The following is a 13185-nucleotide window of genomic DNA, read 5'->3' as shown; positions in this document are numbered from 1 at the left end:
AGATTATGGGACTTGGAATTGAGGAATTGTTAGCGGATAAACGAGAAGAGATTTTAGCGATCGCTAAAAAGTACAAGGCTTCTAATATCCGAATTTTTGGTTCTGTTTCGCGAGGAGAAGCGACCTCAGACAGCGATGTTGATTTCTTGGTTGAAATGGCAGATCATAGTTTGCTTGATCGAGTTGCTCTGATTCAAGATCTTCAGGATTTGTTAGGACGAAAAGTGGATGTGGCACGAATTGAGAATTTGCACGAACTGATTCGAGAGCGCGTCATTAGAGAGGCAGTGCCGTTATGAGAGAGCCTCGGCTGTTACTGAGCGACATTCTTGAGTGCATCGGCTGGATTGAATCTTACACCGCTGAGGGACGTGCAGCCTTTCTACAGAATCGTATGATGCGGGATGCGGTTGTTCGCAATCTTGAAGTGATTGGAGAAGCAACGAAACAGCTACCACTTTCATTTAGAGAAAGTTACCCTGATGTTCCTTGGAAACGAATTGCAGGATTAAGGGATGTGTTGATTCATGATTATGTGCGTGTTGATTCTGAAGAAGTGTGGCAAGTGGTAGAGCAGAATCTACCCGAATTGAAAACAAACATTACTGCTATTTTGCAAGACCTGAACCAATCATCATGAAAATTGCGATCGCACAACTCAATCCGACGATCGGAGATCTCCAAGGCAACGCTGACAAAATTCTCAAAGCTGCCGATCGTGCTGCCGCTGAAGGAGTTCGCTTACTTCTAACACCAGAACTTTCACTCTGTGGTTATCCGCCTCGCGATTTGTTGCTTGATCCAAACTTTGTCGAAACAATGGCAAGACAACTCGCGGAACTGGCATCGAGTTTGCCTGAAGGAGTCGCGGTGTTAGTGGGAACCGTTGAGCCAAACGCGAAAGCAATCTCAACAGGTGGCAAACCTCTATTTAATAGTGTGGCGTTGATCGAGAAAGGTAATATTCTCAAAATCTTTCACAAGCGACTGCTGCCGACGTATGACGTATTCGATGAGGATCGCTACTTTGAACCGGGAAATCAGCCGAATCACTTTGAGCTAGATGGCGTTCACATTGGAGTGACGATCTGCGAAGACCTTTGGAACGATGAGGAATTTTGGGGAAAACGGACTTATAACTTGAACCCGATCGCTGATTTAGCCGCATCAGGCGTAAACTTCACGATTAATCTCTCCGCTTCACCTTATACGGTTGGAAAGCAAAAACTTCGAGAAGCAATGTTGCGACATGGAGCCGTGAGATTCAATCAGCCGTTGATTTATGCGAATCAGGTCGGTGGAAATGATGATTTGATTTTCGACGGTGCGAGTATTGCGATCGACAAATCAGGCGAATTGATTGCAAGAGCGATCAGTTTTGATGAGGATTGGCTGGTGATTGAATACAACGGGCAGGACTTTGAGAAAAGTTCAGTCGCGCCTGCTCCCGATTGTGAAGAGGCTGAACTTTGGTCTGCATTGGTTTTAGGTGTGCGAGATTATGCCCGGAAATGTGGCTTTTCTAAGATTGTCTTGGGCTTGAGTGGTGGGATTGATTCGTCTTTGATTGCTGCGATCGCATCTGAAGCTGTCGGGAAAGAAAACGTGCTTGGGATTTTAATGCCTTCGCCGTATAGCTCAGATCATTCGATTCAAGATGCGCTGGATCTGGCTCAAAACTTAGGAATTCAGACGCAAACTTTACCAATTGGTACGGTGATGGAATGTTTCGATCGCACACTCGATCCACTCTTTGCAGGAACACCATTTGGATTAGCCGAAGAGAATTTGCAATCTCGGATTCGCGGCACTTTATTAATGGCGGTATCGAATAAGTTTGGGCATCTATTAGTTTCAACCGGAAACAAATCAGAAATTGCGGTCGGTTATTGCACGCTGTACGGTGATATGAATGGAGGATTAGCCGCGATCGCAGATGTTCCGAAAACGAAAGTGTATAAACTTTGTGAATGGATTAATCGATCGCAAGAAATCATTCCGACGAATGTTTTGATCAAGCCACCGAGTGCAGAACTAAAACCCGGTCAAAAAGATCAAGATTCGCTTCCTGACTATGAAGTGCTAGATGACATCCTCGATCGATACATTCATCAGCATCAATCTCCAGCAGAAATCGTCGCCGCCGGACATGAAAGCGCGATCGTCGATCGAGTCGTGAAATTAGTCCGAATTTCGGAATTCAAACGCAAGCAGGCACCGCCCGGATTAAAAGTCACCGATCGCGCCTTTGGAACCGGGTGGAGAATGCCGATCGCGAGTCGTTGGATCGCTCGAATCTAGTGCTCGAAAACGTTCTGGTACTGCAAAATATCAAGCTGAGCAAACACAGGCAACGCTTGAAAACATTGTTCTGCGAGTTCTAAACGTTCCTCGCGTTCTAGCATTACCGTGAGCTTCGATCGCGCTTCGATCAGATAACGCACATCGTTCGCCGCGTATTTGAGTTGTGCCTCAGATAAGTGCATCGCATTGCCCCAATCTGAGCTTTGAGCGCTCTTATCGAGTTCCACCCCTGATAATTCCTGCACCAAATCTTTTAGCCCGTGACGCGGCGTATATGTACGAATTAGCTTACTGGCAAGCTTCGTACAAAAGATGGGTGTGACGTGAATTCCCAAGTGATAGCGCAGCGTTGTGATATCAAATCGGGCGAAATGGAAAATTTTTGTAATCTTCGGAGCTTCCAACAATCGTTTCAAGTTGGGAGCTTCAGTCTGCCCACGATCGATTCTCACAACAGCAACCCGATCGCTCTCATCACACAGTTGAACTAAACAAAGTCGATCGCGCTGTGGTAGAAGCCCCATCGTTTCGGTATCGACCGCGATCGCATTTACGGATTGGTACTGCTCAAAAAGTTCGGGGGTCAGATCGCGATCGCAAATCTGGAATTCATGCGGCTGCATAAGGTGAGTCATTCTACAACTCACGTATCTTACACCTGCAATTTAGCGACGAACAAAATCCTGCGTGAAGTAGTATTCACCCATTGCACTGATTCCGATGCCGATTCCAGTCATGCTGAAATCACCTTCGATGTTGTCACGATGCTTATGGCTCTTGATCCAAGCATCAATCACCATTCCCGCCGGATCACGCTTACTTGCCACCCAACCAACATTTTCGCCAGTTCCACGCGATTGAATCGCTGCACTCAGCTCTTTTGCCCGCTTTTCAAACCCTTGATGACCAAAGGGCACAACCTTTTTCGCCATGTTGCGGCTGTGTTCGCGGGCTTGACGAGCAATTTCATCGTTCCAGACCATCGGACGTAAGCCCTTAGCGGTGCGATATTCGTTGATGCGGTTGAAAATTGCTCGCTCCATCTCTGCGATCGTGCTTGCATCTGCAATCTGGAATGTTGTTGATCGCGGTGTAGTCATCCCTAGTATGGGAGTTTGGGCTTGGGTTTGAACTGCGATGCCGCTGATTCCGGCAAACACAATGCCAAGCGACATTGCCAAGGTTTGCACGGTTTTGCTGGGGTGGTTATTCAGCATTACGTATCTCTCCTAGGTGTGAAGTCTCGATGAAGACAGTAACCCGTTCTTGTGAGATACGCAAGTTATTTTCGATACGATTTTCCTAGACTGATTACGTAGGAAAATCTATATCCCTCACTATGCCTAGCTTTTAGTTACTTCAAAATAAATTTAAATTCATTTTGATTTTATCAATAAAAACTCCTTAAACTTTATGTTCTGAAGAAATCTTAGTCATATCTAGTGGATTGATCGATCGAGATTCGGTCTAATTGCAAAACTAATAATTAGACTAAAACACTCAAGCGACATATACCTTTTTAACAGTATTACTCTGGACTCAGTAAGGGCGAGGAAACGGTTTCAGTAGGTTCGTTCCTTGAAACACATGAATTCGATCGACAACTACGCCACCCCGTCGTAAAAGCACTTCTCCAAGCTTTGTGAATGTCTCAAAATAGGGTGCAAAGCCTGCGGCAGAATCCTCACGAGTTTGAAACTCATCGGTCGTAATATACAGCGCAGTTTTACCGACCCATTGTTCTGCGGTTGACCAGTGAGCAAAGCCGCGCAAATCGCGTCGATCGAAACAAGTAATCGGTGTTGAATTGATCGGAGTCAGTGCCATCGCAATGTGTCCCGCTAAATGGAATCGATTGCTGAACATGAAATCTGCGTTTTTTAGAGCCGCGACGAGTTCAGGCGATCGTAGAAATTCCCGGCGCAGTTGTCCCACGTCAATCAGTTGAATCGAAGCATCCTCTGTCGGTGCAACAACGCCACCCAAAATTGCATACTGACTTGGTTTTTGCAGCGTTCCAAGCACGATGTGAGACAACGCAAGTAGCATTAATGCGGTCACTGCGATCGTTGATCCATTTAGCCAGCGTTTAAGCGTTGTCGATCGCCATCTCGATGCTGCTAAACCTAGAAGTGGCGTAATTGCAAAAAATCCCGGCATTGTCCAACCGGGTAAGATCTGCTGATAGCCGCCAATGATTGTAAAAATCAGAAAGACTGGAGCAGAATTCCAGAGAATGAATGAGTGAATCGAATGAGAAAAGCGCGATTTTACAACTGAGACAATCTCTCGAATACTAATAAACCAAAGCGGAAATCCGAAAGTTGGGAATAAATAGAGTGAAGCCATCAACGCAACATTAAAAGCACCCATTAGGCTATAAGTGCGATCGGGAACGCTGCGATTTCCCTGAAACACAAACGAAACCCATTCGTGCTGACTGTTCCAATACAATACAGGCGAGAATGCAACGAGAAATAATAGAAAACTCAGAATTGTCCAGGGCGATCGAAATACTGCCCAATGCTGCCGACTGGTGATGCAGAATCCGAGCAATCCGAATCCAAGTAGAAATCCGTGATATTTACCTAAACAAGCTAAACCCACGAGCAGACCGATCACCGCAATTCGGTAGGAAGGAACAAACTCACGCTCACGTGGGAAAAACTCGATCGCGCCTACCCATAGCGTTAATGCCCAGAAGAACATCAGCGGTGAATCAGGCAGCGTGAACGTTCCGAAACCGAGTTGAAAGATTGGGATCACAGATGCGATCGCTAACGTAATCAATCCCACCCGAATCGAGAATAGGTAAGCTGTGGCGCGGTACAGAAAATACAACGTGAATGGAAACAGTAAGAGACTGCCAAGCCGAATACTAAATTGAGTCACATCGCCTGTTAGCCAAATGCCGATCGCAGTTACGAAACTCACGAGCGGCGGATGATCGAAATAGCTGAGAGCCGGATTCAGCGTATAGATGTAGTAGTACGCTTCATCAAATCCTGGCGGTAACCAGAACGCAATAAAACTACGAAACAAAAACCCCGCTAATAGAATTGCAAGAACTTGCTGATTGGTTCGGTCTTTCCACCATTTCGATCGCATAACGTTATTTCACTGTCCGAATGGGAACGCGCACAAGGCGATATTGACTATATTGTTGAAGCGGTTGGTACTGATTTGGTTTCAAGTTCGCCCCTTGTAATGCAGTTGGCGTTGTGATTAGAAGGATCGATTGAACTTTTCCTTCTTTTTGCAACTGCTGTAGATACGGTTGAATCAACCGAGCGCGATTAATAAACGTAATCGGCTGACGAGTGTAAAAGACCAAACTCGGTTTCTCAAACGCATCGGTTCCCATGACGATCGGTTCATTCGGTTTTCGATCCTCGATCGTTCCTGCGGCAATCTGACGAAGCGGCAATTGTCGAACTGAATCAATCACACCCACGGCAGTCGTAATAAAAAAGAGAATAAATGCAGCAAAAGCAACGAGATTGATTGCCCAATACCAACGTAATCGAGACTGTACCGCTAAAATTAATCCAGCGATCGCGGCTGTAATCCAGATCGATGCTCCGATATGTTGCAGTCCGGTTTGCTCCATTCTCAATCCTAAATTTGGCATCGCTGGATCACGATTGAGCCAATCCGGACTGTAAAAAATGCAAATTCCAACGGCAATAGAAATCGCAATACTGAAGTAAATCGTTAATTTAAGCAAATTCGATTGGCGATCGACTGAGAGATGATGCACAAACCACACCGTTACGAGAATCGCTGCTGCGGGATAAAGCGGTAATGTGTAAGTGATATATTTTGTGACTGCGATCGTAAAAAAGATTAGAACCACCGCAAACCAGACCAGCGCAAACTTACCGAAATGCTGAGATCGTTCTTCCTGCTTCCATTTCGACTGTCTCAGCACATGAACAATTGCAGCAGGCAGACACAGCGACCAAGGAAAAAATCCAACCAGCACAATGATCAAATGATAGTACCAAGGTCCTGAATGCTGATTCACAACATTGGTAAAGCGCTCAACATTATGCACCCCAAAGAATGATTCGATAAACGCATTTCCATTCTGAATGTAAGCCAGCACATACCAAGGAACACTCACCAGTAAAAAGATTCCAATCCCTTGAATCGGTTTCATTTCGCGCAGCACTTCGCGCAATCTCCCAGCCCAAAATAGGAAAAGAATCACGATCGCACTTGGCAACACGACCCCGACCGGACCTTTTGCTAAAACTGCCAATCCCATCAGCACATAAAAAGCTCGATACCAGCGCCGATTCGATTCAACATAACCGAGAAAAAACGCCAGCAGCGATCCACCAAAACAGGCACTCAGCAACATATCCGAGTAGCCCAACCGTCCAAAAAACAGCGTGATCAGATTGAAAGCCACGATCGCTGATCCTAAATACGGTGCAACTCTAGAAGGCACGAACCGTTTAATCGCATAAAAGCAAAAACCGACCAAAGCCGTTCCCGCGATCGCAGAAGGCAACCGAGCTGCCCACTCATTTACGCCGATCGTCTTCATCGCGATCGCCATCAGCCAATAAATCAATGGCGGCTTATCAAACCGCGTTACCTCATTAAAATACGGCGTAATCCAATTCCCGGTAACGGTCATCTGTCGCGCCGCTTCAACAAAGAGCGGTTCAGTTTCATCGACCAATCCAATGCTGCCCAACTGATTAAAAAACGTAATTCCGCCCAACGCCAACACCCAGACCAGTGCGAAAACGAGTTCAAGAATGCTCGATCGTTTTTTCTCTGGCACGTCAATCTGATCGCTCATAGCTCAGTCCAAGATCAAATCATGCGGTAGTTTGACATGGAACGAGCCACTTGAAAAGTCGCGATCGCAAAGACCGTAAAATTAAAAATTAACCCAGGAGAACGATGGCAGATAATTTCTACGATTTGCTTGAAAAGATCAAGAAAAGACCCGCGCTATATCTTGGACAAAACTCGATCTTTAGTCTTCAGGCTTTTCTAGACGGCTATTATTTTGCACGTCGCGAATTAGGAATTCCACTCACTGAGCAAGAGCAAGAATTTCAGACATTTTTGCAGTGGATACGCGATCGATTTAAGGTCGAGACGGGGCAGCTTTGGTCAAGCATTATTCTTTCCCATGCTGAAAATGAACGCGATGCGATCGTTCGATTCTTTGAGCTATGGAATGAGTTTCTCACGCACAAACAACCGCAGCTTGAGCAAGTTGGTTAATGCGATCGTAAAATCTCTCGAATCCGCGATTCAACCACATCCGTTTTTTCTAGCATCGACAAATGCCCACAGTCAGGAATTTCCAACACATTATCCGCACAATCGCCAAACAACGGATGAAAGCTGGCTAAATGTCGAACATATTTCGGCTCCATCACTGTGTCTTTGGCTCCAGCGATGAAGTGAAGCGGTTGAGACAGACGCGCTACCACTTGCGGTAAACGATGCACTTCCGCTTCTGTGGTTGAATCTAAAAGCGTTCCAATCGCGGCTTCTGGATTCGCACTGACAAAATCAACCACCCGTTGCCGTCCCCACGATCGAGCGATCGTGCTTGCGACATTTGCCCGCGTAAACACTAGATCTAAACAGGGAATTTGCGGCAACCATTTCGGGCGCAGTTTCACCATTTGCTGTCCTGCCGATCGAAAGCGCTCAAAAGCTTCTTTGAGATAAATCCCGCCGCCAGAATTGAGACAAATCACGCCTTGAATCTGTTCTGGCATCTGATCGGCTGCCCATAGTGCCACATACCCACCAAGCGAATGTCCGATCAACCAAGCTTTCGAGATTTGAAGCGCTCTTAGCAGCATTCCTAAATCTCTGGCGTAGGAAAGTAGGCTGTACTGAGCGATCGCGGTTTGAGTCGCAACGGCAACATTGCCAGAGTCGGATTCTGAGAAGGTCGGCACCGCATCCTGTGGCTGGGACTGACCAAAACCGCGCAAATCATAAGACAAGCACTGATACTCTTGAGACAATTGCTCAATCAGAGGCTGCCAATAATTGCGGCTCAGCATCCAACCGTGGACGAACACAAGGACTTCAGGTTTTGAGGTGGGAGCCGTCAGCTCGTAGACGTGAGGAACTCCCGAAATGGTGAGGGTAGGCATAATCCCATCCTACCGTAAGGGATGATCCGGGTGAATGTTCGCTGAAATACGATCGCAGTCTAAGGCGGTCAAATTCCTGCGATCGCTCCATCATTGATATAAGCTGGATCTAGCTTCTGTAAAACTTCCTATGACGAAATCCGACGCTCCCACCCTCAGAGAAATCGCAAGTACCTTTCGATTTGCAGGCTGGTTTAGTTTTTGGTTTCAGTTAGTGCTGGCGATCGTTTCTAGCGTGATTCTCCTATTTGCGTCAGTTTCGATCAGAAATCCTACTGCCAATAATCCAGGAACCGGAGTTGGAGTAGTACTAACAATCTGCGGAATTGCAATTTTAGGGTTCAATATGTTCTGGTCGCTCACAAAATATGTAGCGATCGGGCGGCGGCTGAACGCAGAACCCGTAGCACGACCAAAAAAATCAGAAGCCATTCAAGTGATTCGGATTGGATTAACTGCAAGTTTGATCGGGACATTAGTGGCGCTACTGGGGACACAAACGATCGTCGGGTTACTTGCTGCGAAAGCACTCAGTCAGGGGGTGGGTGGATTTATTAATGTTGACCCATCTAAATTTATTCAGCCGATCGATGTATTCGTGGTGCAAGCCAGCGCTAACGTTGTTTTGGCTCAGTTTGTGGCGATTTCGACCTCGCTCTGGCTACTGAACAAAATGGGCAAGCAGTAACTTACTGCGCCATCCAATCAAAAATTTGATTCAATTGGTCGATCGAGACAAAGCCATACCGCCACAGCACCATCGGTAACGTGCCGCGTTCTTGTTCACAGTGGCGCAGGGCAAGCTCGATCAAGTCTTCTGACAGCACTAACTCTTCTTTGAGATAGCGAATTAGCGGTGTGTCGGTTGGTTCGGTCTGAGTTTGCCCACTCATTTCTGAAGATAAAACTGTCATTTGGATGACCTGTCCTACATGAAAGTGCTGAATTTCAGGGAGTTTATACTATCACTAAAGTTTTGCCTAAGTGCGATTCCCAACGAAAAAACATAATTAAGAATTCTGTATCTCATTGTTGTACGACTAAATCGCGAATTCGATGTCGATCGAAAGTCGCAATTTGACAATTTATCCGTAAAATCACGGTCTATTTAGGCAATTGGGCTAATTTAACACGGACGAGCCATTTAGAGAACGATTCGGAGAAATGGCTGAAATTGTTTTAATCAGTTGTTCCGGTTCAACGGGTTTCGATAAGTGTTGCTGAAAGCCCGCTGCGATCGCTTGCTTTTGGTCATAATCGCCAGCGTAAGAAGTCAGCGCGATCGCAATGACACCTCCACCCGCTTCCACAGGACGCGATCGGATCTGTTGGATCAAGTCATATCCGTTGGTTTCAGGCAGTCCAATATCGCACACGACAATATCCGGTAACTCTTGATTCATCGCAGCGATCGCGGAACTTGCTGAATCGGCGGTTCTAATTTGTGCGCCTGCTTCACTCAAAACGAAGGCAGCATACTCACGCGAATCTGCACTGTCATCCACGACTAAAATCCGCAGCCCTTCTAAAGTCGAATTTTCGCGGGTCGTCGATCGAACGGGTTCTGATACGGGGACAGCGGCTCGGAGCGGCAATCTCACGGTGAACGTCGAACCTTGTCCCTGCCCTGCGCTTTCTGCGGTGATCGTCCCGCCGTGGAGTTCAACAATTTGGCGACTGATGGCAAGCCCTAAGCCCAATCCACCGAATTGCCGCTTATTGGTGCTGTCCTCTTGCCAAAAGCGATCGAACACATATTGCAACCCATTCGGATCGATGCCTTTCCCATTATCGCGAATGAGGATTTTGGCGTGGCTTGAGTCTTCATCGGTTAAAGTCACTTCCACACAACCGCCATCGGGTGTGAATTTCACCGCATTCGCCAGCAGATTCCAGATGACTTGCTGTAAGCGTCCAGCATCACCTAGAACTTGTCCAACTTCGGATTCGAGGTGAGTTTCGATTTGAATCTGTTTTGCTTCAGCCGCGAGAGAGACAGTCCCGATCGCAGCTTTCACCACCGTTTTCAGATCCATTGCTGCCGTATTCAGCATTAATTTCCCGCGCATGATGCGAGAAATATCGAGTAAGTCTTCGATCAGTTGCGATTGAAGTTTAGCGTTGCGTTCGATCGTATCGAGTGCGATCGCGCTTTTCTCTGGCGTTAATTGCTTTTTCTGTAAAAGCTTCGTCCAGCCTAAAATCGGGTTTAACGGCGTTCTTAATTCATGAGATAGCACCGCGAGAAATTCATCTTTCACCCGGTTTGCTGATTCTGCTTGTTCACGCAATCGCTGCTCTCGCTGCAAAGACGATTCCAACGCTTCCTGAATCCGTTGCCGCTCAACAATCTCTGCTTGCAGGCGTGTGTTGGTCTGCGTTAATTCAGCAGTTCGTTGAGCGACTAATTCTTCAAGCTGATCCTGATAGCGTTTTAGTTCAAGTTCGGCTTGGCGACGTTCGCCAATTTGGAGTTGCAGGGCTTGGTTGGTCAAGGTTAACTGAGTGGGACTCGGAAGCGCTAATGCTTTGGGAATCAGCGGAAAGAGTTCAACGGCTGTGAGCACAGAGATGAGTGCGGTAAAGGCTTTGACTGCCCCAGAAAGCCAATAATCCGGATTCCACAGCGTCCAGATATCAAGAATGTGACCCGTTCCGCAAGAAACAATGAACGCGCCAAAGAGTAGAAAAATCCAGTTAAACGGGAGATCTTCTCGCTTTCTGACAAAAAAGACGATCGCTAGAGGAATCGAATAGTAAGACAGTGCAATCAGCGCATCGCCTGTAATGTGCAGCCAAACCAATCCCGTCTGCCACAGGTAGCAATGTCCATGAGGCATGTAAGAACTTGAATCAAAAAAACGACTCCAGAATTCGGTCATGATGCGGCGTACGGGGAAATGCAACGGGATCGACTAGAGCGATCGTATCGACGGGCGTTGTCGTGCGAGTGTCTCCTAGAGGACATTACGTAGAACCTAAAACAGAGGTCGCAATTTTGCCTATTTATCAAAAGGCAGATTTTTATTGTCGCTCTAGGTTCTGTACGTCAGAATGGGTCGGACAGAGAGAATTCGGTGGGCGAGTCATGCGGCAAGTGAAGGGGTTGAAATGGATGCTGTCTGCGATCGCAAGCGTGATGTCGATCGCGGTATTGAGTCGTCCGGCTGTGAGTGCAGAACGAGTCTTTCTGTCGTATGGCATTTTAGAGCGATCGATTTCTGTGTCCGCACTTGAAACTTATGCCCGCACAGGTGCACTCGATAGTGATCTCTATGTTTATTCGCAGTATGTGACTCCGCGACAGCTTCAAATCCTGAGAAGAGCATTGTTGACACGGGCGGATGTTGATCCGATCGCGGTTTCTCAGTTCCTTTACACGCAGCAAGGCGAAATTCTCTTGCGTCGCTTAGGACAAGTGATTCAACCGGAATCGCGGGATACTGGATTTTTTGCGATTCGGGGGGCAGTGATTTTAGCGGCGGCTGACCCGGAAGGATTGACGCTTTTAAACGTGCTGCGGAAGTTTCCGACTCGCGCACTGCGAATTGATTTACAGCGGAGTTTGGACATTGCAGGCGATTTTGGCGACCTGATTAATCGAACCACTCGTGCCACTCAAACGATCGCTGATCTTGCCAGCCAAGAAAATACATCGCTACCTGGGAATCGTCCCGATCTTGCTGCTCGTGGACCGTATGGATTCGAGCGGCAGACGTTGAGATTAGTCGATCGATCGAGAGCTTTCGTGCAGGCGTTAGGACGAGAGCGGGTATTTCCGGTGGATGTTTATCTCCCGTTCGCCCGTCGTCAAGCGTTGCCGAGTGCGATTCCAGTGATTGTGATTTCACATGGCTTAGGCTCCGATCGCGGCACGTTTCGATATCTGGCGGAACATCTTGCCTCATGGGGGTTTGCGGTCGCGGTTCCTGAACATCCTGGTAGTAATGCGAGACAGCTTCAGGCGTTGGTGGCTGGAACAGTGAACGAAGTGACCAGTCCGAGTGAATTTATCGATCGACCTTTAGATATCAAATACTTACTCGATGAACTTCAGCGCCGAGCCAGTTCCGATTCGCGCTACAGCCGATTGAATCTCAAACAAGTGGGTGTGCTCGGACAGTCTTTTGGTGGATATACTGCGATGGCACTTGTAGGAGCAACGATCAATTTTCAGCAACTCCAGCAATCTTGTCAGCCAGCGGAAATCGATCGTACTTTAAATCTCTCCATACTTCTGCAATGTCGGGCTGCCGGATTGCCTCCGATTAACTACAACTTGAGCGATCCGCGTGTGAAAGCAATTATTGCGATTAATCCGATTACCAGTAGTGTGTTCGGACAAAGTTCGATCAGTCAGATTAAAGTCCCGACTTTGATCATGGCGGGGAATGCGGATACGGTTGCGCCTGCGTTACCAGAACAGATTCAGCCGTTTACGTGGTTGCAGACTCCCGATCGCTATTTAGCAGTCATCGATCGTGGAACACATTTTTCGACGCTTGAAGAAGGCGATGCTGAGGGCGTTCCCGTTCCGCCGGAAGTGATTGGTCCTGCTCCTAATCTGGCGCGTCGATATACGAATGCGTTGAGTCTAGCGTTTTTCCAAACGTACATTGCGAATCGATCGGAGTATCGCCCGTTTCTGTCTTCGACTTATGCCCGCGCCTTATCGCAAAATCCGTTACCGTTAAGTCTGATACAGTCACTAACTGTGGCGCAGTTGAATCAGGATTAA

Annotated in this window: 12 protein-coding genes and 3 pseudogenes; 6 read left to right on the top strand and 9 right to left on the bottom strand. The window is 47.2% G+C overall.

Annotated elements, in window-relative coordinates:
• Positions 1–5 precede the first annotated feature (5 nt).
• The 3 genes from NIES2104_RS04070 to NIES2104_RS04060 are packed head-to-tail and all read left to right on the top strand — an operon-like array spanning position 6 to position 2301.
• On the top strand, positions 6–299 hold the full coding sequence (locus NIES2104_RS04070; RefSeq protein ID WP_058995987.1) for a nucleotidyltransferase family protein: 294 nt from the start codon (positions 6–8) through the stop codon (positions 297–299).
• Positions 296–640 (top strand): DUF86 domain-containing protein, encoded by a 345-nt coding sequence (locus NIES2104_RS04065; protein WP_058995985.1) that lies wholly within the window; start codon positions 296–298, stop codon positions 638–640. The genes NIES2104_RS04070 and NIES2104_RS04065 overlap by 4 nt, the downstream gene beginning before the upstream one ends.
• Entirely contained in the window at positions 637–2301 is a 1665-nt protein-coding gene (locus NIES2104_RS04060) for an NAD+ synthase (protein WP_058995983.1), read from the top strand. The genes NIES2104_RS04065 and NIES2104_RS04060 overlap by 4 nt, the downstream gene beginning before the upstream one ends.
• Here the strand turns inward: NIES2104_RS04060 and NIES2104_RS04055 are convergent.
• The 4 genes from NIES2104_RS04055 to NIES2104_RS04040 form a co-directional block, all read right to left on the bottom strand.
• Positions 2298–2939, bottom strand: a complete 642-nt coding sequence (locus NIES2104_RS04055; RefSeq protein ID WP_339375059.1) for a ribonuclease H-like domain-containing protein — start codon at positions 2937–2939, stop codon at positions 2298–2300. The two genes, NIES2104_RS04060 and NIES2104_RS04055, sit on opposite strands and share 4 nt — an antisense overlap.
• 30 nt (positions 2940–2969) lie before the next feature.
• Positions 2970–3521 carry a CAP domain-containing protein gene (locus NIES2104_RS04050; RefSeq protein ID WP_225895204.1) on the bottom strand — a complete coding sequence of 184 codons (552 nt, stop codon included), beginning with the start codon at positions 3519–3521 and terminating at the stop codon, positions 2970–2972.
• A 322-nt stretch (positions 3522–3843) separates the two neighbouring features.
• A complete protein-coding gene (locus NIES2104_RS04045) occupies positions 3844–5412 on the bottom strand; it encodes a glycosyltransferase family 39 protein (protein WP_058995977.1) in 1569 nt (522 codons plus the stop codon).
• A gap of 4 nt (positions 5413–5416) precedes the next feature.
• Positions 5417–7120 (bottom strand): glycosyltransferase family 39 protein, encoded by a 1704-nt coding sequence (locus NIES2104_RS04040; RefSeq protein ID WP_058995975.1) that lies wholly within the window; start codon positions 7118–7120, stop codon positions 5417–5419.
• Between the two features lie 104 nt (positions 7121–7224).
• On the opposite strand from NIES2104_RS04040, the gene NIES2104_RS04035 reads away from it, so the two are divergent.
• Positions 7225–7554 carry a hypothetical protein gene (locus tag NIES2104_RS04035; RefSeq protein WP_058995973.1) on the top strand — a complete coding sequence of 110 codons (330 nt, stop codon included), beginning with the start codon at positions 7225–7227 and terminating at the stop codon, positions 7552–7554.
• On the opposite strand, the gene NIES2104_RS04030 is transcribed toward NIES2104_RS04035, so the two are convergent.
• Positions 7551–8447, bottom strand: a complete 897-nt coding sequence (locus NIES2104_RS04030) for an alpha/beta fold hydrolase (protein ID WP_058995971.1) — start codon at positions 8445–8447, stop codon at positions 7551–7553. The two genes, NIES2104_RS04035 and NIES2104_RS04030, sit on opposite strands and share 4 nt — an antisense overlap.
• A 130-nt stretch (positions 8448–8577) precedes the next feature.
• Between NIES2104_RS04030 and NIES2104_RS04025 the strand changes: the two genes are divergently transcribed.
• Positions 8578–9135, top strand: coding sequence for a DUF3611 family protein (locus NIES2104_RS04025; RefSeq protein ID WP_058995969.1), 558 nt, complete (start codon positions 8578–8580; stop codon positions 9133–9135).
• Position 9136: 1 nt separating this feature from the next.
• Here NIES2104_RS04025 and NIES2104_RS04020 read toward each other — a convergent pair whose 3' ends face one another.
• The 4 genes and pseudogenes from NIES2104_RS04020 to NIES2104_RS33770 all read right to left on the bottom strand — a co-directional run.
• Complete coding sequence (locus tag NIES2104_RS04020) at positions 9137–9361, bottom strand: DUF2949 domain-containing protein (RefSeq protein ID WP_058995967.1); 225 nt, start codon at positions 9359–9361, stop codon at positions 9137–9139.
• 207 nt (positions 9362–9568) lie between these two features.
• Positions 9569–9949 (bottom strand): annotated as a pseudogene (locus NIES2104_RS33780) (response regulator); the annotation flags it as partial.
• Positions 9950–10042: 93 nt separating this feature from the next.
• Positions 10043–10483: pseudogene (locus NIES2104_RS33775) on the bottom strand (sensor histidine kinase); the annotation flags it as partial.
• Between the two features lie 42 nt (positions 10484–10525).
• A pseudogene (locus NIES2104_RS33770) lies at positions 10526–11287 on the bottom strand (histidine kinase dimerization/phospho-acceptor domain-containing protein); the annotation flags it as partial.
• A 248-nt stretch (positions 11288–11535) separates the two neighbouring features.
• Between NIES2104_RS33770 and NIES2104_RS04010 the strand changes: the two are divergent.
• Positions 11536–13185, top strand: a complete 1650-nt coding sequence (locus NIES2104_RS04010; RefSeq protein WP_058995963.1) for an alpha/beta hydrolase — start codon at positions 11536–11538, stop codon at positions 13183–13185.

It is taken from the genome of Leptolyngbya sp. NIES-2104 (assembly GCF_001485215.1).
Taxonomy (GTDB): domain Bacteria; phylum Cyanobacteriota; class Cyanobacteriia; order Leptolyngbyales; family Leptolyngbyaceae; genus Leptolyngbya.
Note: the sequence above shows the minus strand (reverse complement) of the source record. Positions and strands in the feature narration are given on the sequence as shown.

What these genes read in the sequence shown, in the direction of transcription:
- NIES2104_RS04070 (WP_058995987.1), top strand. Translation starts at nt 6, where the DNA reads ATGGGACTTGGAATTGAGGAATTGTTAGCGGATAAACGAGAAGAGATT.
- NIES2104_RS04055 (WP_339375059.1), bottom strand. Translation starts at nt 2,939, where the DNA reads ATGACTCACCTTATGCAGCCGCATGAATTCCAGATTTGCGATCGCGAT.
- NIES2104_RS04035 (WP_058995973.1), top strand. Translation starts at nt 7,225, where the DNA reads ATGGCAGATAATTTCTACGATTTGCTTGAAAAGATCAAGAAAAGACCC.
- NIES2104_RS04065 (WP_058995985.1), top strand. Translation starts at nt 296, where the DNA reads ATGAGAGAGCCTCGGCTGTTACTGAGCGACATTCTTGAGTGCATCGGC.
- NIES2104_RS04025 (WP_058995969.1), top strand. Translation starts at nt 8,578, where the DNA reads ATGACGAAATCCGACGCTCCCACCCTCAGAGAAATCGCAAGTACCTTT.
- NIES2104_RS04060 (WP_058995983.1), top strand. Translation starts at nt 637, where the DNA reads ATGAAAATTGCGATCGCACAACTCAATCCGACGATCGGAGATCTCCAA.
- NIES2104_RS04030 (WP_058995971.1), bottom strand. Translation starts at nt 8,447, where the DNA reads ATGCCTACCCTCACCATTTCGGGAGTTCCTCACGTCTACGAGCTGACG.
- NIES2104_RS04050 (WP_225895204.1), bottom strand. Translation starts at nt 3,521, where the DNA reads ATGCTGAATAACCACCCCAGCAAAACCGTGCAAACCTTGGCAATGTCG.
- NIES2104_RS04040 (WP_058995975.1), bottom strand. Translation starts at nt 7,120, where the DNA reads ATGAGCGATCAGATTGACGTGCCAGAGAAAAAACGATCGAGCATTCTT.
- NIES2104_RS04045 (WP_058995977.1), bottom strand. Translation starts at nt 5,412, where the DNA reads ATGCGATCGAAATGGTGGAAAGACCGAACCAATCAGCAAGTTCTTGCA.
- NIES2104_RS04010 (WP_058995963.1), top strand. Translation starts at nt 11,536, where the DNA reads ATGCGGCAAGTGAAGGGGTTGAAATGGATGCTGTCTGCGATCGCAAGC.
- NIES2104_RS04020 (WP_058995967.1), bottom strand. Translation starts at nt 9,361, where the DNA reads ATGACAGTTTTATCTTCAGAAATGAGTGGGCAAACTCAGACCGAACCA.